21 protein-coding genes are annotated in these 22955 nt (G+C 63.4%); 12 read left to right on the forward strand and 9 right to left on the reverse strand.

The window, feature by feature from the left end; translation table 11 throughout:
- Positions 1–39: 39 nt before the first annotated feature.
- From leuB to accD, 11 genes are all read left to right on the forward strand, one after another.
- Complete coding sequence (gene leuB / locus PSEMAI1_RS0107070; RefSeq protein ID WP_024302195.1) at positions 40–1104, forward strand: 3-isopropylmalate dehydrogenase; 1065 nt, start codon at positions 40–42, stop codon at positions 1102–1104.
- Positions 1105–1246: 142 nt separating this feature from the next.
- On the forward strand, positions 1247–2359 hold the full coding sequence (asd, locus tag PSEMAI1_RS0107075; protein WP_024302196.1) for an aspartate-semialdehyde dehydrogenase: 1113 nt from the start codon (positions 1247–1249) through the stop codon (positions 2357–2359).
- A 94-nt stretch (positions 2360–2453) separates the two neighbouring features.
- Positions 2454–3467, forward strand: coding sequence for an aspartate-semialdehyde dehydrogenase (locus tag PSEMAI1_RS0107080; RefSeq protein WP_024302197.1), 1014 nt, complete (start codon positions 2454–2456; stop codon positions 3465–3467).
- A 175-nt stretch (positions 3468–3642) separates the two neighbouring features.
- A complete protein-coding gene (locus PSEMAI1_RS0107085) occupies positions 3643–5982 on the forward strand; it encodes a FimV/HubP family polar landmark protein (protein WP_024302198.1) in 2340 nt (779 codons plus the stop codon).
- Between the two features lie 75 nt (positions 5983–6057).
- Entirely contained in the window at positions 6058–8322 is a 2265-nt protein-coding gene (locus PSEMAI1_RS0107090) for a FimV/HubP family polar landmark protein (RefSeq protein ID WP_024302199.1), read from the forward strand.
- Positions 8323–8353: 31 nt separating this feature from the next.
- Positions 8354–8953 (forward strand): hypothetical protein, encoded by a 600-nt coding sequence (locus PSEMAI1_RS0107095; protein ID WP_232219858.1) that lies wholly within the window; start codon positions 8354–8356, stop codon positions 8951–8953.
- Positions 8950–9738, forward strand: coding sequence for a tRNA pseudouridine(38-40) synthase TruA (gene truA, locus PSEMAI1_RS0107100; RefSeq protein ID WP_024302201.1), 789 nt, complete (start codon positions 8950–8952; stop codon positions 9736–9738). Before PSEMAI1_RS0107095 ends, truA begins: the two co-directional genes overlap by 4 nt.
- A 1-nt stretch (position 9739) precedes the next feature.
- Entirely contained in the window at positions 9740–10363 is a 624-nt protein-coding gene (locus PSEMAI1_RS0107105) for a phosphoribosylanthranilate isomerase (protein WP_024302202.1), read from the forward strand.
- Positions 10350–11549 carry a tryptophan synthase subunit beta gene (trpB, locus tag PSEMAI1_RS0107110; protein ID WP_024302203.1) on the forward strand — a complete coding sequence of 400 codons (1200 nt, stop codon included), beginning with the start codon at positions 10350–10352 and terminating at the stop codon, positions 11547–11549. Before PSEMAI1_RS0107105 ends, trpB begins: the two co-directional genes overlap by 14 nt.
- 12 nt (positions 11550–11561) lie before the next feature.
- Positions 11562–12350: a tryptophan synthase subunit alpha gene (trpA, locus tag PSEMAI1_RS0107115; protein WP_024302204.1), complete on the forward strand. Its 789-nt coding sequence runs from the start codon at positions 11562–11564 to the stop codon at positions 12348–12350.
- Positions 12351–12435: 85 nt separating this feature from the next.
- Positions 12436–13305 carry an acetyl-CoA carboxylase, carboxyltransferase subunit beta gene (accD, locus tag PSEMAI1_RS0107120; protein WP_024302205.1) on the forward strand — a complete coding sequence of 290 codons (870 nt, stop codon included), beginning with the start codon at positions 12436–12438 and terminating at the stop codon, positions 13303–13305.
- A 90-nt stretch (positions 13306–13395) separates the two neighbouring features.
- Here accD and serA read toward each other — a convergent pair whose 3' ends face one another.
- Positions 13396–14625 (reverse strand): phosphoglycerate dehydrogenase, encoded by a 1230-nt coding sequence (gene serA, locus PSEMAI1_RS0107125; protein WP_024302206.1) that lies wholly within the window; start codon positions 14623–14625, stop codon positions 13396–13398.
- Positions 14626–14706: 81 nt separating this feature from the next.
- Between serA and PSEMAI1_RS0107130 the strand changes: the two genes are divergently transcribed.
- Positions 14707–16095, forward strand: a complete 1389-nt coding sequence (locus PSEMAI1_RS0107130; RefSeq protein WP_024302207.1) for an FAD-binding oxidoreductase — start codon at positions 14707–14709, stop codon at positions 16093–16095.
- A gap of 941 nt (positions 16096–17036) precedes the next feature.
- Here the strand turns inward: PSEMAI1_RS0107130 and PSEMAI1_RS0107135 are convergent.
- The 8 genes from PSEMAI1_RS0107135 to PSEMAI1_RS0107175 all read right to left on the reverse strand — a co-directional run bounded on the left by PSEMAI1_RS0107135 (position 17037) and on the right by PSEMAI1_RS0107175 (position 22906).
- Positions 17037–17831 (reverse strand): DNA adenine methylase, encoded by a 795-nt coding sequence (locus PSEMAI1_RS0107135; protein WP_024302208.1) that lies wholly within the window; start codon positions 17829–17831, stop codon positions 17037–17039.
- Between the two features lie 13 nt (positions 17832–17844).
- The gene (locus PSEMAI1_RS21165; protein ID WP_024302209.1) at positions 17845–17997 is read right to left on the reverse strand and encodes a Com family DNA-binding transcriptional regulator; all 153 of its coding nucleotides are present in this window, start codon (positions 17995–17997) and stop codon (positions 17845–17847) included.
- 142 nt (positions 17998–18139) lie between these two features.
- On the reverse strand, positions 18140–18463 hold the full coding sequence (locus PSEMAI1_RS21980) for a hypothetical protein (RefSeq protein WP_024302210.1): 324 nt from the start codon (positions 18461–18463) through the stop codon (positions 18140–18142).
- The gene (locus tag PSEMAI1_RS22160) at positions 18436–19182 is read right to left on the reverse strand and encodes a hypothetical protein (RefSeq protein ID WP_024302211.1); all 747 of its coding nucleotides are present in this window, start codon (positions 19180–19182) and stop codon (positions 18436–18438) included. The genes PSEMAI1_RS21980 and PSEMAI1_RS22160 overlap by 28 nt, the downstream gene beginning before the upstream one ends.
- A gap of 3 nt (positions 19183–19185) precedes the next feature.
- The gene (locus tag PSEMAI1_RS22165) at positions 19186–20925 is read right to left on the reverse strand and encodes a tail fiber protein (RefSeq protein WP_024302212.1); all 1740 of its coding nucleotides are present in this window, start codon (positions 20923–20925) and stop codon (positions 19186–19188) included.
- Positions 20926–21495, reverse strand: coding sequence for a YmfQ family protein (locus PSEMAI1_RS0107165; RefSeq protein WP_024302213.1), 570 nt, complete (start codon positions 21493–21495; stop codon positions 20926–20928). It abuts the gene before it with no gap.
- Positions 21495–22556: a baseplate J/gp47 family protein gene (locus tag PSEMAI1_RS0107170; protein ID WP_024302214.1), complete on the reverse strand. Its 1062-nt coding sequence runs from the start codon at positions 22554–22556 to the stop codon at positions 21495–21497. Before PSEMAI1_RS0107170 ends, PSEMAI1_RS0107165 begins: the two co-directional genes overlap by 1 nt.
- A complete protein-coding gene (locus tag PSEMAI1_RS0107175) occupies positions 22556–22906 on the reverse strand; it encodes a phage GP46 family protein (RefSeq protein WP_024302215.1) in 351 nt (116 codons plus the stop codon). The genes PSEMAI1_RS0107170 and PSEMAI1_RS0107175 overlap by 1 nt, the downstream gene beginning before the upstream one ends.
- Positions 22907–22955: the final 49 nt, after the last annotated feature.

Here is a 22955-nt window from a genome sequence, read left to right on the forward strand (position 1 = left end):
TGCCCGCCACGCTGAAAGAGAAAAGCAAGGAATACGATTATGAAGATTGCAGTATTGCCTGGTGACGGCATCGGCCCGGAAATCATTGCCCAGGCGCGTCGCGTGCTGGACGTGTTGCGTCAGGATGGCCTGCCGCTCGAAATGGAAGAAGCGCCGCTGGGCGGCGCCGGCTATGACGCCTTCGGTCAGCCTTACCCGGAATCCACGCAGAAGCTCTGCCGCGCCGCCGACGCGGTGCTGCTGGGCGCCGTGGGCGGCCCGCAGTACGACAACCTCGATCGTCCGCTGCGTCCGGAACGCGGCCTGCTGGCGATCCGCAAGGATCTCAACCTGTTCGCCAACCTGCGTCCGGCCATCCTCTACCCGGAACTGGCCAACGCTTCCACGCTGAAGCCGGAAGTGGTGTCGGGTCTCGACATCATGATCGTGCGCGAGCTGACCGGCGACATCTACTTCGGCCAGCCGCGCGGCATCGCCGTCAACGAGCTGGGCGAGCGCGAAGCCTACAACACCATGCGCTACAGCGAGAGCGAAATCCGTCGCATCGCCCACGTAGCGTTCGGCATCGCCATGAAGCGCAACAAGAAGCTGTGTTCGGTGGACAAGGCCAACGTGCTGGAAACCACCGAGTTCTGGAAAGAAATCATGATCGACGTATCGAAAGAGTACCCGCAGGTGGAACTCAGCCACATGTACGTCGACAACGCCGCGATGCAACTGGTGCGCAACCCGAAACAGTTCGACGTGATGGTCACCGGCAACATCTTCGGCGACATCCTGTCCGACGAGGCCTCGATGCTGACCGGCTCCATCGGCATGCTGCCGTCCGCCTCGCTCGACGAGAACAACAAGGGCCTGTACGAGCCGTCCCACGGCTCCGCGCCGGATATCGCCGGCAAGAACCTGGCCAACCCGCTGGCCACCATCCTGTCCGCTGCGATGATGCTGCGCTATACCTTCGGCCAGGAAGAGGCGGCCCAGCGCGTCGAAAACGCGGTGAAGACGGTGCTGAAGCAGGGCTACCGCACTGCCGATATCTTCGAAGCCGGCTGCGAAAAGGTCAGCTGCTCGGGCATGGGCGACGCCGTGGTCGCAGCGCTGTAATGCGATTCAAATAAAACGCGCCAACCCCATTGTGTGTGTTGTTATTGCCCTGCACAATGGGGTTGATCACCAGATAAAACCGGCCTCGGGTTAGGCCGGTATAAAAGCTTCATCCATCCACGACATTCAGGAGAAAATTATCGTGCGAGTAGGTTTTGTAGGCTGGCGCGGCATGGTCGGTTCCGTGCTGATGCAGCGCATGCGCGAAGAGAACGACTTTGCCCAGATCAGCGAGCCGGTGTTCTTCACCACCTCCAACGTGGGTGGCAAGGGTCCCGACATCGGCCGTGACGTGCCGGCGCTGAAAGACGCCAAGAACATCGACGATCTGCTGGCCATGGACGCCATCGTCACCTGCCAGGGCGGTGACTACACCTCCGAGGTGTTCCCGAAACTGCGCGCGGCCGGCTGGAAAGGCTACTGGATCGACGCCGCTTCCACGCTGCGCATGGAAGACGACGCCATCATCATCCTCGACCCGGTCAACATGAACGTGATCAAGGATGGTCTCGCGAACGGCGTGAAGAACTACGTCGGCGGCAACTGTACCGTCTCGCTGATGCTGATGGCGCTGGGCGGCCTGTTCCAGAACGATTTGGTCGAGTGGATCACCTCGATGACCTACCAGGCAGCTTCCGGTGCCGGCGCGCAGAACATGCGCGAGCTGATCTCCGGCATGGGCGCCATCCATGGCCAGGTGGCCGACAAGCTGGCCGACCCGGCTTCCGCCATCCTCGACATCGACCGCAAGGTGGCCGATTTCCTGCGTTCGGAGGAGTATCCGAGCCAACACTTCGGCGTCCCGCTGGCCGGCAGCCTGATCCCGTGGATCGACAAGGACCTCGGCAACGGTCAGTCCAAGGAAGAATGGAAGGGCGGCGTCGAAACCAACAAGATCCTCGGCCGTTCGGCCAACCCGGTGCCGGTGGACGGCCTGTGCGTGCGCGTCGGTGCCATGCGCTGCCACAGCCAGGCGCTGACCATCAAGTTGAAGAAGGACGTGCCGCTCGACGAGATCGAAACCATGCTGGCCGCCGCCAACCCGTGGGCCAAGGTCGTGCCGAATACCCGCGAGGCCTCGATGCGCGATCTGACCCCGGCTGCCGTGACCGGCACGCTGACCACGCCGGTGGGCCGTCTGCGCAAGCTGGCCATGGGCGGCGACTACCTGTCCGCCTTCACCGTCGGCGACCAGCTGCTGTGGGGGGCTGCCGAGCCTCTGCGCCGCATGCTGCGCATCCTGATTGAGCGTTAAAATACGCTTGTCGCTCGAACCGGCCTCGGGTGCCGGTTCCGTTCTTCCCAAAGGGCGCTCTGCGCCCTTTATGCGTTTTTAACAGGAAATCATCATGTCCCATCCCATTCAGGTCGCCGTGGTCGGTGCTACCGGTCTTGTCGGCCAGGCCGTACTCGACTTGCTCGCCAGTCGCGACTTTCCGGCCAGCCGCGTGTTTGCCGTGGATACCCAGGATCACGACGGGGAGACCGTTGAATTTGGCAATCTGGAACTGGATGTCCACCCCCTCGACGAGTTCGGCTTCGAGGTGACGCCGCTGGTCATCTTTGTGGCGGGTGGCGAGATTTCCCGCCAGTACGTCCCGCTCGCCCGCGAGGCCGGGGCCACCGTCATCGATTTCAGTTCGGTTTACCGGCAGGATGATGAAGTGCCGTTGATCGTTCCCGCTCTCAACGGGAGTCTGTTGGCCGACCTGCCGGAGAGCGCCCTGATCGCCGTTCCCAATTGCACGGTCACGCCGCTGGCCATCGCCCTGAAGGCGCTGGCGGGCCATGGCCTCAAGCGGGTGACGGTATCGACCTACCAGTCGGTCTCGGGGAGCGGGCAGGCTGCCTTGGAAGAGCTGGCCAATCAGACCACCGCGCTGTTCGGCCAGCGCGACGCCGAGGTCGAGGTCTACGCCAAGCGCATCGCCTTCAACCTGCTGCCCAAGATCGGCGAGGCCGACGAGGGTGGAGAGACGGAGGAGGAGCTGTCGGTCGTCAACGAGTTGCATCGCTTGTTCGGCGACGATGAGCTGGCTATCGAGGCAACCTGCGTCAGGGTGCCGATCTTCTTCGGCCACGCCTGGTCGGTCACGGTGGAGACCGAGACCGAGGTCGAGGCCAAGCGTGCCCGCCACCTGTTCGCCGCGGTCGGACTGCATGTTGTGGATCACCCGCAAAAGGCCGACGGTTACGCCACGCCGATGGAAGTGGCCGGTAACGACAAGGTCTGGGTCAGCCGGGTGCGTCGTACCGGCAAGACGCTGAGTTTCTGGCTCACGGCCGATAACGTCAGGGCCGGAGCGGCGATGAGTTGCATCACGGTCGCGGAAGCGCTGCAAAACACGGGGTACTTTGCCTGAGACCACACGGCGGCGGTCTTTGCCGCCGTTTTTCTTGGTATGAAATCTAGCTAAAGCGCTTGTTAAAGCCTAAGATGGCACTGATAAAGGACTGTCATCGACTTCGGGACGGTTGTTGAAAAAAACATCAAAGCAGGTTGTTGCCGGAAGGTGAACTGTGACAAATCGGGCAAAAATGAAGCTGAGCGCTCTCGCCGTTGCGGTGCTTTTTTCCGCTAACGCTTGGGCTGGGCTGGGCAAAATCAACGTCAGATCCTATCTGGGTGAAACATTTCGCGCCGAGATCAATCTGACCGACGTTAGTGCTGCTGAACTGGCCTCGGCACGGGTCGGCCTGGCAGGGGCCGATACCTTCCGGGATCTGAACGTGGATTATTCGGGCATCCTGAGTTCGCTGAAGTTCTCGGTGGAGCCGAGCGGCAGGGGAGCCATCGTGCGTGTCTCGTCATCCGCGCCGATCAACGAGCCCTACCTGCGCTTCGTGGTGGAGGCCCGGACCAGTTCCGGCCGTTCGGTGCGTGAATATACCGTTCTGCTTGACCCGGTCGATTATCAGGTCAGCAGCAAGCCCTCTTTTGTCCAATCCCTGCCGAAAGCTAGTCCCGCCTTGGCGAGCCCGTACCGCGGCTCGGTTGCGCCGGAAGCAGCTCCGCTGGCAAGGCGTTCCCCTGCCGATTCGATTTACGTGGCACCGGGGGTGACGCTGAACAGCTTGGCCGCTCAGGTAAGGCCGCAGGGGGCCACGCTCGATCAGACCATGGCGGCGCTCCTCAAGAACAACCCTTCCGCCTTCATTGCCGGTGACCCGAACCGCATCAAGGCGGCCGTGACGCTGAAGGTGCCTGCGGCGGCCAGGATTCGTGCCATCGCGCCATCCGAGGCCCGCGCCATGCTGAACCCGGCGTCAGCCATCGCCGCCAGTGCCGTGCCTCCTGCCGCCCAGGCCAGCCCGGAGCAGGCGCCGGCACCGGCCGTAGCGCCCAAGCCGGTGGCCGCTCCGCCCGCACCTCAAGCCGCCAAGGGAGGGGAAGTGCTGAAACTGATGGCTCCGGAGTCTTCCGCACCGGCAGACGAAAAACTGTCCGAATTCGAGCAGCAGATCGTCAGCCGGGAGCAGGCGCTGAAGGATGCCGAAAGCCGGATCGCGGCACTGGAAGCCCAGATCAAGGCACTGCAGAACAGCCGTGACGTTGCCAAGCCGGCTGAGTCCAATGCGGCCAAAGAAACGGACGGTGCCGAGGGGGCGTCGTTTGTCGATGCCTTGTTCGACAACCTGCCCCTGGTCGGCGGTGGGGCCGCCGCCATGGCCCTGCTGGCCGCCCTTGGCGTGATCGTGGCGCGCCGTCGCCGCGCGGCTTCGTCACTGCCGTCGTCGCTCAAACTGTCGTCCGGCAATGCCGGTGCGGTGCTCGGCGGCGGTAATTCCAATATCAATCTTCAGGGCGGTGCTTCGGCCATCGGAGCCGGCCACTCCTTCATGGCCAACTTCACGCAGTCGGTCGGGGCGATCGATACGGCGGAAGTAGACCCGATTGCCGAGGCCGAGGTCTATATCGCCTACGGGCGCGATGCCCAGGCCGAGGAGATCCTCAAGGATGCGTTGAGCCGCGACCCGTCGCGCCATGAAGTGCGTCTGAAACTGATGGAAATCCATGCCGCCCGTCAGGATAAGGACGGCTTCGGGGCGCTGGCCCGCGAACTGCATGCGGCATTCGACGGAAAAGGGCCGCACTGGGCGAAAGCCGCCGCCATGGGCGCGGTGCTCGATCCGGGCAATCCGCTGTATCAGCTCCTCGACAACGCGCCGGGCGAGACAGCCGCGGCAAGCGAACCGGCGGCTATCGATCTTGACCATGAACTGTTCGGGCAAGGGGTGGCTGCTGCACCCGTCTCCGATATTACTCCTCCACCGGCCGTGGTAACCGTCCCGCCTACCGAGCTTGCCGCCCCGGACGTGACACCCGCCCCGGCCGTGGAAGACGACCCCTTGCGTGCCGCGCTCTTTTCCGAAGAGCCAGTCGCTTCGCTCCAGGCGGATTCCTCGTCCGGCGCCATGCTCGATTTCGATCTCGACGGGGCCTTCGACCTTTCTGCATCGAAACCGGCGGCGGATGCGGCTGGCGCCTCTGGTCAGGCGGCCTCGTCTGGTGAGCACGATAACCTGCTGGACTTCGATTTCAACCTCGATTCGGTATTGAACGAGAAGCCCAGTCCCGCAGCGCCGCAACCCGGCGCAACCGAGTTCCCCTCCATGGGCCTGCAAGAGCCAGCGCTCTCCGGCTTCGACGCCTTGTACGAGGGAATGCTGAGTGACTCAGCGGCAGTAGAAGCGGCCTCTCTGGAGGGCTTGTCGGTGAATGACGACCCGCTATCCACCAAGCTCGACCTCGCCAAGGTTTACCTGGATATGGGAGACCGGGATGGGGCCAAGGAGGTGTTGGAGGATCTGCTCGTCGAAGCGCAGGGGGGCGTGAAGGTCGAGGCGGAAGAGTTATTGGCCAAGATCGGATCGTGATCCCGGAAAGCTTGCCCTCCTTGGGAGGGCTTGGCGTTCGATCCTCCGCGGCCTGACAGACAGGGAATGAATAAAATGGACTCTGTCCTTCGAATCACGGCTGTTGCCGCCTTGCTCTCCTCGTTTGGCGCCATGCTGCCGGCGCATGCCGGCCTTGGCCCGATCAGGGTGTTGTCGGCGGCGGGAGAGCCTTTCGAGGCGGAAATCCCCCTGGTCGACGAATCCATCAACGCCAATGCGCTGATCGGTCTGGCAGACCGTAACCGCTATCCGCTGATCACGCCTTATTCTCCCTCGGTAGGGCAGCTCCAGTTTTCCCTGGTGAGGCAGCCGGACGGAGCGCTCTCGAAAGTGCACGTTGCCGGACCGGCGAATTTCGATGAATCCACGCTGCACTTTGCCGTGGAAATCAGCTGGCCGGCCGGGCGGCTGGTACGGGAATTCGAGGTCGATTATCGTCGGGATGGGCCGCGCCAGCCTAAGCATCGGCCCTTGCCCGATGACGAGGGCAAGAAAGCCGCTGTGACGGTCGATCACCAGGGGCGTTTGGCGCCACTGGGTCTGGGTGAGCTCAAGGTGCAATCGTCCCTGGGCGAGCCGCTGCTGGCCGAGGTCGAGGTGTTGGGGCGGCCGAAGGTCGATCTCAAGCGCCTTTCCGCCATGGTATTGCCCAATGGCGTGTCCGGGACGCACCAGGCGTCGCTACTGGCATCGATCGAGCATGAATTTGTCCAGACCGCCAGCGGCAAGGTGTTGCTGCGGCTTTTCTCGAGCCGGACTGTCGAGGACCCGGTGCTTCCGTTGCGGCTCGAGGTCGGGGTGGGGAGCGTCAAGGTGGCCCGGGACTATTCGCTCTTGTTCAGTCCTGCCAGTGTGGCGGCCAGCGAGGAATCTGATACTGCCCCGTATGGTGGCAAGACAAAACTCTACCGTGTCAGCCGTGGCGACACCTTGGGGGCCATCGCACAACGTACCAAAGGGGGCGGCTCGGTCGACCAGGTGATGCGCCGGCTGCAGGCCGCCAATCCGCAAGCCTTCATCGGCGGGGATGCCAACAAGCTCAAGGCGGGTGCTCAGCTGGCGTATCCGTCTGGTTGGCACATCGCCCCTGCCGCCGTCGCGGCCAGGCATCCGGCAAGAAACGACACTGAACGCGTGCCTCCTGTCGCCGTATCGACGGCAACTCCGATGACGGCGGCTCCCGCTTCGGTTGTCGAACCCGCGCCGGTAGCCGCGGCGAAGCCGGCCCCGGTGGTTGTCCCGCCGCCCAAGGCGGTGGTGCCGGCGGCCGATGGTGGCCAGGCCGCGTCGCCGGATAACACCGCGGCACGCGAGGAACAGTTGAAGCGCCGCTTGCAGCAGCAGGACCAGTTACTGGCGGCGGCGGAACAGCGTTTGCAGGCACTGCAGCAGCGCGTCAAGGCGCTGCAGCACGAGGGGGGCGCGCAGCCTCCTGCCGCCCCCAAGCCTCCTGACGGTGCTCCGACTCCGGCAGCGCACCAGCCTCCGGCCAAGGGCCCCGAGCCCAAGGCCGAGCCGGAGAAAGGGGTGTTGGACGGGATGGTCGAGACTGTCGGGGGTGATACGGCGCTCTATGCCGCCGGTGCGGCCGGCGTGGCCTTGCTGGGGGGCGGCTTGTGGTGGCTGCGGCGGCGCAATGCCCGGGAAGGCAGCGGGGCGGGTGGTCTTGCTCCTTCCTCCCAGGTGGGAGACAGCCCTTCCTTGCTGACGATGGGGCCACTGACGACCTTGATGGCAGGTGGCAAGCAAGGGGCCGGGATCGACTTGAGCCCGGTCGATCTGGTGGCCGAGGCGGAAGTCTATCTGGCTTATGGGCGCACAGATCAGGCGCTGACCTTGCTGCGGGAAGGGCTGGTGAAGGAGCCGATGCGGCAGGATTTGCGCTTCAAGCTGCTGGAGGCCTTGTCCACACTGCCGGACAAGGAGCCATTCATCCTCGAGGCGACGACGGCGAAGGGAGTTTTTGGCAAGGACAGTACCCTCTGGCAGCGTGTTTGCGAGATGGGGAGGGTGATAGAGCCGGACAATCCGCTGTTCGAGATAACGCCCTCTCCGCTTGCCGAGGGCCTGGCCATGCCGCTGGCTCCCCTCGCACCCTCCACGGGAGCAAGTCCGGCGGTGAGGGCTGACGCTCCCGCTACGGTTGGTGGTGTAACCTCGCCTGTTCCAGCCGGGGCCACTTCTGCGGCAGTGCCTCCGCCTGCCGAGACGCTTGAGTCTGCGGCTCCGGACAAGCGCGAGCTGGCCCGGTTGTACATGGAAATGGGTGACACCGAGGCGGCCAATGCCTTGCTGAAGGAGTCGAAAGATTCGGCGTGATCTGACCGGGCATGTTCACCCGGCGGCGCTCTTGCTCTGCTGGCTGATGGCGGCACTGGTGGTGCAGTTTCTGCCCCTGGTGCCGTTGTCGTTGCTGGCCCTGCCCGCCGCTGCGCTGTTGACCCGGCTGGAACGGAGCGGGGTGGGGCAGTCGCTGCGCCGCATGCGCTGGTTGCTGCTGGCACTCTGGCTCACCATGGGCTGGTCTGTGCCGGGCGAGGCGCTGTTCGATGCGGCTTGGGCACCCACGCGCGATGGGCTGGTCGAAGGGGCGCAGCACGTGTTGCGGCTGCTGATCCTGGTCTGGTTGATCCGGTGTGTCTGGCTGGCCGTGGGCCGCGAGGGTGTGCTGGCCGGCTTGCTGTTTCTCTTGCGTCCGGCGCAATGGGTGGGCTTGCCTGCCGAGCGCTTCTCTCTTCGCCTGTGTCTCACCCTGTCCTACGCCGAGCAGCTGCTGTCATCCTCGCAGCCCAGGAAACGCAGCGCCTGGAGCCGCCTTCTGGACGAGGCGATGGCGCTACCGGCGCCGGATGGGGTAGAGTTGAGGGTTTACCGCTGGAGCCCGTGGGATAGCGTGATTCTGGTGTTGGCAGTGGCGGGTTTGGGGATGGTGATGAAGGCGGTTGCATGAGAGTGGCGTTGGGGGTCGAGTACGACGGCAGAGCGTTTGCCGGCTGGCAGAGCCAGCCGCACGGCAATACCGTGCAGGACAAACTGAATTTGGCCTTGTCCCAGATCGCCTGTGCGCCGGTGAATACGGTTGCCGCGGGCCGGACCGACGCCGGTGTGCATGCCTTGATGCAGGTGGTGCATTTCGACGTGGACGTGGAGCGCCCGGCGAATGCCTGGGTGCGCGGTGTCAACAGCCTGCTGCCGGCGGAAATCGCCGTGGTCTGGGCCAGGCAGGTGGATCAGGAGTTCCATGCGCGCTTCTCGGCCTTTTCCCGTTCCTACAGCTATTTTCTGCTGACGCATCCGGTGCGCAGTTGCCTCTTGGCCGGCAAGGTGGGCTGGTATCACCAGCCGCTGGATGTGGCGGCCATGCGTGCCGGGGCAGCCTATTTGCTGGGACGGCACGATTTTTCCACTTTCCGGGCCGCAGAATGCCAGGCCAAGTCGCCGGTCAAACATTTGCAGCAACTGGATATTCACGAGGCGGGCGGCTTCATCCGCTTCGACCTGCTGGCGGATGCCTTCCTGCACCACATGGTGCGCAATATCGTCGGGGCGCTGGTGTACGTGGGGAAGGGGGCGTTGAGCCCGGAGGACATGGTCGTCCTGCTGTCGGCCCGGAACCGCTGCCACGCTCCGCCTACCTTCATGCCGGATGGCCTCTATCTGACCGGCGTGGGGTACCCCGAGCCGTTCGGCGTGCCGTCGGCCAGCGATCCGGTCCGGCTGACATTGTGGAGATGAGATGCTTCCCCGAATAAAGATTTGCGGCATCACCCGGCCGGAAGACGGCGTCGAAGCGGCCCGCCTGGGCGCCGACGCCATCGGTCTGGTGTTTTACGAGAAAAGCCCGCGCAACGTGTCGATCGAGCAAGCGCGAGAGATTGTCCGGGCACTGCCCCCCTTCGTCAGCGTGGTGGCCTTGTTCGTCAACCCGGACGCGGCCTTCGTGCACAGCGTGCTGGACGCCTGCCCGGTGGACGTCCTGCAGTTTCACGGCGAGGAGTCGCCCGAGTTCTGCCGCTCGTTTTCCCGCCCCTATTTGAAGGCGGTGCGGGTCAGGCCGGGAGTGGATTTGCTAGAATGGGCGGCGGCCTACCACGATGCTCGTGGCTTGCTGGCCGATGCCTTCGTCGAAGGCGCCCACGGCGGCACCGGGGCGGTGTTCGACTGGACGCTGTTGCCGCCGGCATTGCCGTTGCCGCTGATCCTGTCCGGCGGCTTGACGCCGGACAATGTGCAGGAAGCCGTGGCGAAGGTGCATCCCGCCGCCGTCGACGTGTCGAGCGGCGTGGAATCGAGTAAAGGAATCAAGGATGCGGCCAGGATGGCGGCATTCATATCAGGAGCAAAGCATGGATCGGTATGATTTTCCGGATGTCCGCGGCCATTTCGGGCCGTACGGTGGCATCTACGTCGCCGAAACGCTGATGGCGGCTTTGGCTGAACTGAACGAGGAATATGCGCGGGCCAAGGCCGACCCGGCGTTCTGGGAAGAGTTTCACTACGAACTGAAGCATTATGTCGGCCGTCCTTCGCCGATCTACCATGCCAAGCGCTGGTCGGAGCTGTTGGGTGGGGCGCAGATCTACCTCAAGCGCGAAGATCTGAATCACACCGGTGCGCACAAGGTCAACAACACCATCGGTCAGGCGCTGCTGGCGCGCCGCATGGGCAAGAAGCGCGTGATCGCCGAAACCGGTGCGGGCCAGCATGGCGTGGCCTCGGCCACCGTGGCCGCGCGCTATGGCCTGGAGTGCGTGGTGTACATGGGGGCGGAAGACGTCAAGCGCCAGTCGCCCAACGTCTATCGCATGAAGCTGCTGGGCGCCACCGTGGTGCCGGTCGAGTCCGGTTCCAAGACGCTCAAGGATGCCCTCAACGAAGCGATGCGCGACTGGGTGACCAACGTCGATAGCACCTTCTACATCCTCGGCACCGCCGCCGGCCCGCATCCCTACCCGATGCTGGTACGCGATTTCCAGTCCGTGATCGGCGAGGAATGCAAGGTACAGATGCCGGAAATGATCGGCCGCCAGCCGGACGTGGTGGTGGCGTGTGTCGGCGGTGGTTCCAACGCCATCGGCATGTTCTATCCCTACATCGGCGTCGACGGTGTGCGCATGGTCGGAGTCGAGGCCGGCGGTGAAGGCGTCGAAACCGGCCGCCATGCCGCGCCGCTGTCAGTCGGCAAGCCGGGCGTGCTGCACGGCTTCAAGAGCTATCTGATGCAGGATGAAGACGGCCAGATCATCGAGACGCATTCGGTGTCGGCCGGTCTGGATTACCCGGGTGTCGGTCCCGAGCACAGCTACCTCAAGGACATCGGCCGCGCCGAGTACACCGCGATCAACGACGACGAGGCGCTCAAGGCCTTCCACGACCTGTGCCGCTACGAGGGCATTATCCCGGCGCTGGAATCCAGCCATGCCCTGGCCTGGGCGGCCAAGGCGGCGCCGACCATGAGCAAGGACCAGGTGATTCTGGTCAACCTGTCCGGTCGTGGCGACAAGGACATCAATACCGTGGCCAGCCTGTCCGGCCTGACCTTGTAAGCAGGAGTAAGCATGTCACGTATTGCAGCGTGTTTCGCCGCATTGGCCGGCAAGAAGGCCCTGATCCCGTTCATCACCGCCGGCGACCCGCATCCCGAACTGACCGTGGGGCTGATGCACGGCCTGGTGGACGGCGGTGCCGACATCATCGAACTGGGCGTACCGTTTTCCGATCCGATGGCCGACGGTCCGGTGATCCAGCGCGCTTCCGAGCGAGCGCTGGCGCACAAGGTCGGCTTGCGCCATGTGCTGGAGATGGTGGCCGAGTTCCGCAAGACCAATGCCACCACCCCGGTGGTGCTGATGGGTTATCTCAATCCGCTGTGCGCTATGGGCTATGCTGAATTTGCCAAGCGTGCCGCCGCTGCCGGCGTGGACGGTATGCTGACGGTCGATTGCCCGCCGGAAGAGGCGGAAGAACTGTCCGCCGCGCTGCAGCAGGAAAACATCGATCCGATCTTCCTGCTGGCGCCGACGACGCCGGCCGAACGGGTGGTCGAGATCGCCCGCCATGCGCGCGGTTATGTCTACTATGTGTCGCTTAAAGGCGTGACCGGTGCCGGAAATCTGGACATTGACGACGTAGCGCGTAAAATTGCCGCCCTTAGACAGCACATCCATGTACCTATCGGTGTCGGTTTCGGTATTCGCGACGGCGCGACTGCCCGTGCCATCGCCGTCACGGCCGATGCTGTCGTAGTAGGAAGCCGTCTGGTACAGGAAATCGAGGCGGCAACGCCCGAGACCGCTCGCGAGCGGTTGACCTCTCTGGTCGCCGAACTGAAGGCAGCCATTAGTTAGTACATGTCCCCGGAGGCCCGAGCCCCCGGGGCGATCATGCTTCGGCCACCCCGTTGGGGCCGGAGCGCATGAGCAAGGAGTCAGCATGAGCTGGTTGAATAAACTCCTGCCGCCGAAGATCAAGCGCGAGAATCGCGCCGACAAATCCTCGGCGGTACCGGAGGGGCTGTGGAGCAAGTGCCCGGCCTGTGAAGCGGTGCTGTATTACACCGACCTGGAAAGCAATCTGCAGGTTTGCCCGAAGTGCAACCATCATCACGCGGTGTCCGCCCGCGATCGTCTGGGCATGTTGCTGGACGTCGAAGGCCGCCGCGAGATCGGTGCCGAAGTCAAACCGGTTGACATCCTGAAGTTCAAGGACGGCAAGCGCTATCCGGAACGTCTGACGGCCGCGCAGAACGCCACCGGCGAAGACGACGCGCTGGTGGTGATGCAAGGCAGCATCCTGACGCTGCCGGCCGTGGTGGCCGCGTTCGAATTCAAGTTCATCGGCGGTTCGATGGGCTCGGTGGTGGGTGAGCGTTTCGTGCGCGGCGTGCAGGCTGCGGTCGAAGCCAAGGCGCCGTTCATCTGCGTTTCCGCCTCCGGCGGCGCGCGCATGCAGGAAGGCCTGAATTCGCTGATGCAGATGGCCAAGACCAGCGCCGCGCTGCAACTGCTGACCGATCACAAGCTGCCGTTCATCTCGATCCTGACCGACCCGACCATGGGTGGTGTGTCGGCCTCGTTCGCCTTCCTTGGCGACGTGGTGATCGGTGAGCCGGGCGCGCTGATCGGCTTCGCCGGTCCGCGTGTGATCGAGCAGACCGTGCGCGAAACGCTGCCGGAGGGCTTCCAGCGTTCCGAGTTCCTGCTGGAAAAGGGTGCCATCGACATGATCGTCGACCGCCGCGAGCTGAAGCAAAAGGTGGCGTCGCTGATCTCCATCCTGATGAAGGAGCCGGCGGTCGCCTGATCCGCCTGAGTGCATCGCCTGATCCAGACAAAGACCCCGCTAGATGGCGGGGTCTTTTCGTTATGGCTGTCGCCGAGGCGGACAGGGTGGTCAGTACAGCACGCGGCAGCGCAGCGTGCCTTCGATGTGCTGCAGTGCTTCCAGCGCGGCCTGGCTTGCCTCGCTGTCAATCTCGATCACCACGTAGCCGATTTCCTCGTTGGTCTGCAGGTACTGCCCGGCGATGTTGATGCCGCGCTCGGAGAACGCCTCGTTGATGCGCGCCAACACCCCAGGCTGGTTCTTGTGGATATGCAGCAGCCGGCATTTGCCGCGGTGCTCGGGCAGCGAGACCTCGGGGAAGTTCACCGCGGTCAGCGTGGAACCGTTGTCGGAGTACTTGATCAGCTTGGCCGCCACTTCGCCGCCGATATTGGCCTGGGCTTCCAGCGTGCTGCCGCCGATGTGCGGCGTCAGGATCACGTTGTCGAATTCGCGCAGCGGCGAGAGGAACGCCTCGCCGTTGCCTTCCGGTTCGGTCGGAAACACGTCGATGGCGGCGCCCAGCAGATGCTTGGAGCGCAGCGCTTCAGCGAGGGCCTCGATGTCTACCACGGTGCCGCGCGAGGCATTGATCAGATGTGCACCGGGCTTCATGGCAGCGAGCTGTTCGGCCCTGATCATGTTGTGGGTTTCCCGCGTTTCCGGCACGTGCAGCGTGACCACGTCGGACTGGCCGAGCAGGTCGTACAGTCCGCCCACCTGGTAGGCGTTGCCCAGCGGCAGCTTGTTCTCGATATCGTAGAAGGCCACCTTCATGCCGAGCGCCTCGGCCAGGATGCCGACCTGGGTACCGATGTGGCCGTAGCCGACGATGCCCAGCGTCTTGCCGCGTACTTCGTAGCTGTTGTCGGCCGATTTCAGCCAGCCGCCACGATGCGCCAGCGCGCTTTTTTCCGGGATGCCGCGCATCAGCATGATCGCTTCGGCGATGACCAGTTCGGCGACCGAGCGGGTGTTGGAGAAGGGCGCGTTGAACACCGGGATGCCGCGCCGAGCAGCGGCCTTGAGGTCGACCTGGTTGGTGCCGATGCAAAAGCAGCCGACCGCCATCAGCTTGTTGGCGGCCTCGAAGATCTCCTCGGTCAACTGGCTGCGCGAACGGATGCCGACGATATGGGCGTCGGCGATGCGTTCGGCCAGTTCCTCCGGCGGGAGCGCCTTCTTGTGAAATTCGATCTGGGTATAGCCATCCTGCAGGAAACTATCGACTGCTGTCTGGTGCACACCTTCCAGAAGCAGTATCTTGATCTTGTCCTTGGCGAGCGAGAGATTTTGCATGCCGGGTCCCGTTGTTGACTAAAAAACTCAAGTATTGTTCATTATTACTCCGGATTTTCCGTCTTGACCAGAGAGTTGCCGATGATTGATGCCCGCCTGCTTGCCGATCTCCACGCCATTTTCGGGGCCGACCGTGTCGCCACCGATGCCGATACCCTCGCTCGTTACGGGCTGGATTGGACCCGCTATTACCAGCCGGCCCCGTCCGCCGTGGTGTTCCCCAAGGAGCTGGAGGAGGTGGTGGCCGTGGTGCAATGGGCCAACCGCGAGAAGGTGGCGCTGGTGCCCTCCGGCGGGCGTACCGGGCTCTCCGGCGGGGCCGTGGCGCGGCAGGGCGAGGTGGTGGTGTCGTTCGACCGGATGAAGGCCATCAGCGACTTCGACCCGGTGGCGCGCACCGTGCGCTGCCAGGCCGGCGTCATCACCGAGGCGCTGCAGCAGTTCGCCGCCGAGCACGGCTTGTACTACCCGGTCGACTTCGCCTCGCGTGGTTCCAGCCAGATCGGCGGCAACATCGCCACCAACGCCGGCGGCATCAAGGTGGTACGCTACGGCATGACCCGTGAATGGGTGGCCGGCCTGACCGTGGTGACCGGCAAGGGCGAGGTGCTGCGGCTGAATAACGGGCTCGCCAAGAACAACACCGGCTACGACTTGCGCCACCTCTTCGTCGGCTCGGAAGGGACGCTCGGCTTCATCGTCGATGCCACCCTGCGGCTGGCACGTCAGCCGGCGGAACAGGCCGTCATGGTGCTGGCGGTGCCGCAGCTGGTCGACATCATGAAGGTGTTCCATGCCTTCCGCGAGAAGCTCGATCTCAATGCCTTCGAGTTCTTCTCGGAAAAGGCCGTGCGCCACGTCCTGGCGCGCGGCCACGTCAAGCGCCCGTTCGAGGGCGAGGCCGATTACTACGTGCTGCTGGAGTTCGAGAAGCTGGCGGCCGATACCGAAGAGGTGGCGCTGGCGGTGTTCGAGGCCTGCGTCGAGCAGGGCTGGCTGGTGGACGGCGTGCTGTCGCAGTCCGAGCAGCAGGCCAAGGAACTGTGGCGGCTGCGCGAGGACATCAGCGAGTCGATCACCCCGTACAAGCCGTACAAGAACGACATCGCGGTGACGGTGAGCCAGGTGCCGGCCTTCATCGAGCGGCTCGATGCGTTGCTGTCGCGTGAATACCCGGATTTCGAGGTGCTGTGGTACGGCCATATCGGCGACGGCAACCTGCACATCAATATACTGAAGCCCGATGCGCTGGAGCTGGACGACTTCCGCCGCGCCTGCGAGCGGGTCAACGAACACGTCTTCGCCCTGGTGGGTGAGTTTGGCGGCAGCATGTCGGCCGAGCACGGCGTCGGCCTCTTGAAGCGGGACTATCTCGACGTGACGCGCAGTGCCGAGGAGATTGCGCTGATGCGTGCCATTAAGGCGGCGTTCGACCCGAACGGCGTGATGAATCCGGGCAAGTTGTTGTAGACCTGGCCGGAGGTAGGCGCGTATGCTGCTAGGAATTTCCTTGGTGTAATGCGCCTTTTGCCTATTTTTTAATCGACTCGATTTTCCTCTTTTGTAACAAGCTCTTGTTGCTGTTTTCCACAGACTGTCCACGGCACTATTCAGCCGGGTTGTGGGTTTGGGGAAAAATCTTGCAGTATTTTGACGGTTTTTTGGGCGGTAACGGCAAGTGGCTAACCCGAAAAGGGTTTTCCGGGTTATTCATGGTTTATCCACAGGGTTATCCAATGATGGCTGTGGGTAGCTTTGTGGTTGTAGCTTCGCGGTCGTTGTAGCTTCGCGGTCGTTTTGGCAAAGTTTTGCAAGCGTTTTGGCATAGCCCTCAAAACCCCAAATGCCCCGATTTTGCAGGTTTTTTGGCATAGAGCCCCGCCTGTGCTCGTGCGTTGTTCTTTGGGCAGGAAGAAGCCGTCCCTGTACCTGCTTCAGGGTACAGTATTTAGCTCTAGTAAGATGCAAAACCATGCGACATAATTGTCATATCAAGTTTTCATAACTGGACTTAAGGGAGTAGCACCGCTGCTCCCTTTTACCGTGCAGTCCGGAGCCCTCCATCGACTGCCTCAAAATTTGGAGGGAAGGTCTGATCCTCGGTTCCTGACTCTTTGTGAGCATCCTGCTTGCACTGGCCTGCCGAGACTTTGAGAATGCAAAGGAGTACATATGCGTTCAAGAAGCAAGTCAGACAGCCTTACTGCCTTTACCAAGTTGGTTCCAGGAGTCTGCATCGGGTTTAGCCACGTGCTAGCAGAGATGTCGACAGTTGGATTGGCTGGTGTAAGTGCGGTGGCAACAGCAGGTGCGGTCGTTGCATTCCTGCTGTGGCTTTGCTTTCAGTTCGTCCAACGACTGAATAGCTAATGCTGTTGCGAGCAGAGACGACCCTCTGCTCACTGCCTTTTTCAGAATAATCCGTCCAACATTTCCGGCTCCCAGTTCATGATCACCAGTTCCCGGCTGGTGTCGGGGGCGCCTTGGGCGTTGGCCACGCTGTATTTGATCCCCAGTTCCTCCATGTGGAAACCATCAAATGCCGCCCGGATGTCGGGGTGGTCGTTGATGCTGACCATCACCTTGCCCTTGCACGTCCGCATTGCCTCGGCCAACTGTTCGTACTGGCCGAAGTCGAACGGCACGCCATAGCCTTCGGTCTGCCAGTACGGTGGATCGGCGTAGAAGAACGTGTGCGGCCGGTCATAGCGCTTCAGGCAGTCCTGCCAGGACAAGTGCTCGACGTAGGTGCCAGCCAGCCGCAAATGGGCGGCGCTTAGGTTCTCTTCGATCCGGCATAGGTTGATTGCCGGACCGGTAGTGGCGGTACCGAAGGTCTGCCCGGTCACTTTGCCCGCGAACGCATGGTGCTGCAGGTAGTAAAACCGTGCTGCACGCTGAATGTCGGTTAGCGTCTCCGGGCGGGTCATCTGCTGCCACTTGAACACCTCGCGGCTGCTGATAGCCCACTTGAACTGCCGCACGAACTCTTCCATGTGGCTTTGCACCACCCTGTACAGGTTCACCAGCTCGCCGTTGACGTCGTTGAGCACCTCGGTCTGTGCCGGCACGTGGCGTAGGAAATAAAGGGCGGCTCCACCGCAGAACAACTCCACGTAGCACTCATGCTTCGGGAACAAGGGCATTAGTTTGTCAGCCAGGCGTCGCTTGCCGCCTAGCCAAGGGATGATAGGACTGGTGTCCATCGGTTTCTCCTGGTTAGGGCGCTCGCTGGCGCTCGGGGGTGAGGCTCTCGGCCTTCAGGTGGTTGATGGCCCGGCAGCGCGGGCACTTGATGGTCAGTTCGAGGTAACGGCCTTCGGCCAATTTGCGGCCGCAGTGGCCGCATCGGATGTCGTTGGTGTTATTCATCTGCAAGCGTTTTGCCAAAAAAACCGCTAAACTTGCCGCGCTTTTGACGTCGAAAGCGGCAGCCGTGGGTTGACTTGCAGGTCTGCTCTGCGGGTCAGCTGGCCGGCTAGGTGTTCCCGCACCTAGCCGGTCGCTGTCTCTCTTATCTTTGTTCCGGTAGCGGTTCCCCTTCGTCCGGTTCCAGGCTCTGCTGGCAGTGCTGCGGGTCGATCCAGTTCAGCACCCGACACAGCAGGCACCAGTGCCAGACTCCCTTCATCGCCCCTTTCCCGGCGCGGCTGCTGATGGTCTCGTCTTCGCTACCGCCAATAGCGGCATTGGCAGCCTGATCTTGCGCCACGGCGATGCGTAGCGCTCGGTCCGAGCCGGCCAGCGCGGCGAACAGGCCCCAGGTGAGCGCGAACCCGGCCGCCAGCAGGGCCGCCACCCACAAGGCGATCAGCTTGAGACGACGACGGCGGGCCATTGGATGGCCTCCAATTGCGTGGCGGCGTCGGGAGCGGTCAGATCGACCGACATCAGCATGTCCTCCAGTGCCTGGCGTTGGCCGATGATGGCTCCGGAGGCTGCCGCATAGGCCTGTACCTTGGCACGAACCCGTCCGGCCAGTTCGTCGACGGTCAGGCCTCGCGCGGTGGCGATGGCGGTCAACAGTGGTGTGGGGGCATTCGCGTCACCAGCCAGCGCCTCCGCTTCGCGGGTCTGCTGCGCCCAGCTTTGCACCTCGCCCTCAGGGTAGGAGGAGGACAGCTCGGCCAGCAATTGGGTGGCGTGGGTGTTGATGGCGGCCAATTGGCGGGCGCGCAGGTCGAGCAGCTGCTGCGCCGCCAATCCCGCATCCACCACCCAGCCCTGACCATCCCACACGGTCGTCGTGTTTGGCCGCTCGATGTCGGTAGCGCCGACGTCGGCCGGCGTCACGCCGATGGTATCGATCTGCAGCGACTCACCGGTGGCAGTGGACCAGAGCAGCACGCCGCGCCAGTCGGGCAGAATCATCCAGGTGCCGTCGCGCCACACGGCAACATGCCGGGACGTCGCCTCGGGCGGGGCATCCTCGTGACACTCGGGCGGCAGGCTGGTGGTCGCCGGCACGAATTCCTGCCGGGTGCCCAGGTATTCCCCCGTCAGCGGGTCGCTGATGTAGACCGTCAGGTCGGTATCGTTCTCAAAGATGCGCTGCATTGTTTATCCCAGTCTCACGATGTAGTTAAAGGCGGTGTTACCCGGTCGTGTGTCACCGGGCGTCACGGTGCTGGTGACATAGTCGGTCCAGGCGTTGTACGGCAGGGTTGGCGGCGAGGCACCAGCAATCTCGACCCCGGTCACGGACACAAACGAACCGGTCTGACCATCCCCGTCATCGGCGCGCAGTCGCCATGTAAAGCTACCAGCGTAGGCCCCCTGCTCACTAAGCAGTGCCCGGCCAGGGTCGACACCGCGCCCGTTGTCCCAACCCCGGATGAATTTGCCGCGCAGGTCAGGCAGCACCCCGGATGGGTAGGCGATGGCCAAATTTGGGTTGGCGGCGGTGTCGAACGATTGGCCCTGCAGAATCACCCACCCAGACGGTGGCGTAGCAAGCGGCCACGGCATGGGGATGCCGGCCGGCGCGATGTCCGGCGAGTTGGTGAGGGCCGCGACTTCCGTATAGCCCGCCAGTGTCGCCACGGTGGAGACAGCGTAATCGGCCAGAGCGATATTGCCGGTATGCAGGATGCTGGCGATCCAGTTGGCACCACCATTAATGTTGCCCTTGCGTAGTGCCAGGAAAAATTTGCCATCCGCATCGCGTTTCACAACCGCGACATAGTTTCGGGTCAGCTCGCTGCGATAGCCGGCCAATTTGATGCCGGTCCCGACCCGCACAACACTGAGCCGGTAACTGGCGGCATTGGGGGTAGACGCCTCGCCTGCCGCCATAGATAGGTCGATTGATATGCCCCAATCGATGTAGCCAGCTGGCAGCTCCAGCAGCCCATAGGTCAGTTCGTTGATGTCCGTGGCGACTTGACGGGTTACATGGCTCACGTTGCCCGTTTTGACGGCACCAATCGGCAGCACCCGCCCCGAAAAATCAGGGTTCCCCGTGATATCCGCGTAATCCGTAACATCCAGCCGCTTCCATGGGTTCCAGCCGCCGTTGTTGTACCCGCCTCGGTAGGCAACATTCGAACCACCGTGCGAGAGATACAACTGCCCCAGCGCCCCCCCATCGTTTACCTCGGAGACAATTAGCGTGCCGTAGCCGTAGGCCGGCGGCGCATTCGGGCCGGGGTGCTCCGTCGCGACGTCGTATACACCACGCGCGGTGATGTTGTTCCAATCGTAACCGTCACCAATGGTCTGAGTGCGTATCTCAAGCGCGTCGGCTATGCCAAAACCGGCTAGGGTATTGGGCCGGTTCTGGATATCCTGGAATTCTGGTCGATCCAGTCGACGCCATGCATTCCAAGCGCCATTGTTGTATCCGCCCCGGTAAGCAACTTGCGAGCCGCCATGCGACAGATACAGCTGGCTCACGGCTCCCCCATCATTAGCCTCTGCGACGATCAGCATGCCGTAGCCATAGGCCGATGGCCCATTCGGTCCGATCTGATCCCCTGCAACCTCATACACGCCCCGGTTGACAATGGTGTTCCAGTCAGTAGTGGGACCAATCTGCCCAGGGCGCACTTCGAGCGCATCGGTAATGCCGTAGCCGGCCAAGGTATTCGGTCGAGCCAATCCGCCCCAGGCGATCTTCTTGATGGCATCCAGCAACTGGTTGGTCTTGGCCGGGTCTGTGGCCATTCCCCGGTCGGCCAGCACGGACAGGATTTCTGCCTGCAGCGCGTTGAGCCATGCCGCCGTCAGAATGGTCCCCAGTTCCCCGGCGGCCGGATTGCCGTCATGGAATTGCCCATCCGGCGTGTTGATCTGCTGCATCTATGCCTCCTGATAGGCGAAGTAAACAAAGGTGTGAGCCGGTTTGAGGTCGTTGAACACCTCCTCGATGACCGCGTCGCCGAACTCGGCCAGGCGTTCGCCGGCAGCAGACTGGCCGGCCCGAAAACGGTAAACGTTGCTGGAATTGCTATGGACCACCACTTGCCACACCCACAGGATGTCCGGCACCCACAAGGTGTCGCCGGCACGGCCCACGCCTGCCCGGAACGGTTGAGGCTCGTTGATGGTGATCTGGTAGCCCATCCCAGCAGCCAAGCGCACGAAATACGGGATGGACAGGCCTCCGGTCTCGGCCAGCTTGGCCAGAACCGCCTGCAGCCGTTGCTGATAGCCGGCGCTGGGCGGCGGCGTGATGCCGCAAACGCGCTCCCAGTCCGGCAGCAGCTGCTCGGCGAAAAACGGCGTGACCGCCCCCTTGGCCCGCTCGGCATTGATGAGAGCGGCGTCGAGTGCCTGGCCCTCGGCTGCCAGTTCGGTCTGCAAGGCGGGGCCGCTGGGCGCGTAGCTCACCGGCGGCAGCAGCAGGGCCAAGAGTTCTGCGTGGTTCATCACAGCGCTCCCACCGTAACGGTGCCGAGGCGAACCCATTCCACCTTGGTCTCGTCGACCACCGGCACCACGTTGGCAGCCGGAAGGGTGACTGCACGGTCGACCACGCCGGCCAGGTCGGTGACGATCCCCTCGATGCGGCTCTTGACGGCGGTCTCGCCTGGGGCGAGCTGAGCGAAGTAAGCGGCCAGCGCCGCCTCGATCTGTGGGCGAGCGGTATCCAGCGTGAGGCCGGACAGTTGCACCGCCACCGTGACGTTGACCGTCCTCTCGGTGGCTGCCAGCACAAGAGAATGCTTGGCGGTGACCGGGCGCACGTCGTCGATGTGGGCCTGGGTTGCGGCGATGGTGGAGGCGGACGGCAGTCCGCCCGCCGCGGTGATCACCACGTCGACGGTGCCGAGGCCACGGCGCAGTGGGTAGACGTAGGCGGCCGACACGCCGTCGACCTCCAGCGCCCAGCGCCGGTAGTCGTACTTGTTGCCGCCGGCTGGAGGACGGCGGATCAGTTCCAGCAGGCGTGCCAGCAACTCGGCGTCGCTCTCCGCATCGACCCCACCGAGCATGGTCACCACGCTGGCCTGGCTGCTGACGCCGGCCGGGGCCGCCATCAGGGTGGCGACGGTGCCAGCCGCTACATTGCCGATGACGCCGGACGTTGACGCCGTGGCGCTGACCGTGGCCACGCCGCTGCCGTCGATGACGCTGGCCGAGGTGGTGGTGTAGGTCTGTTCTCCGATCTTGACCGCCAGCCCGGACGGCACCGCCGCCCCTGGTGCACCGCTCACCTGCAGCGAGCCCTGAGCGGCGACAGCCGCCTTGCGGCTGAGGCCACGCAGGCGGGCGTGCAGTACCAGGTATTCGGTGTCGGCGGTGTCCGGGAAAATCTGCCGCACGATCCACGCCTGGTGCTGATACAACCCTTCGACGGCGCTGGCCACCGAGGTGGCGCGGATGAAAAAGTCGCTGTCGACACCGACGTCGGCCTCGGGCAGCAGGTTCTTCAGGTCGCGCAGCAGGTCGTCGCGGATTTTGGCGAAGGTGGGAATGGCGAACGGCATCAGGCGACCCTCACCGGATGCTGGAAGCGCTGAACTCGGCCGCTGACGTCGACCACTTCGATGTGCAGCGCCAGCCAGCCTGGCTGGGTGCGTTCGGTGGTGACGGTGATGCGGGTGGCCCGGCCGTCCTTGATCAGCGGGGCGAGCGCCTGTTCGGTGTACTGGCGAGCTAGTTTGTCGACGCGCGAGACATCCTTCTCGCGCTGCAGCTCATGCAGACGCGAGCCTAGGGTCGGGTCGGCCCAGTAGCTGCCCAGCGGCGTTTCCAGCCGCAGGTAGACGGCGTTGGCCAGGGTGTCAGTGCGGGAACCGGCGTAGTCACCGGACTGCGGGTCGAGTAAAGCGTCCATGCCCCGAATTGTCGGGGCATGGCTGAGATGAGAATCAGATGGTGATTGT

It is taken from the genome of Pseudogulbenkiania sp. MAI-1 (assembly GCF_000527175.1).
Lineage (GTDB): Bacteria > Pseudomonadota > Gammaproteobacteria > Burkholderiales > Chromobacteriaceae > Pseudogulbenkiania.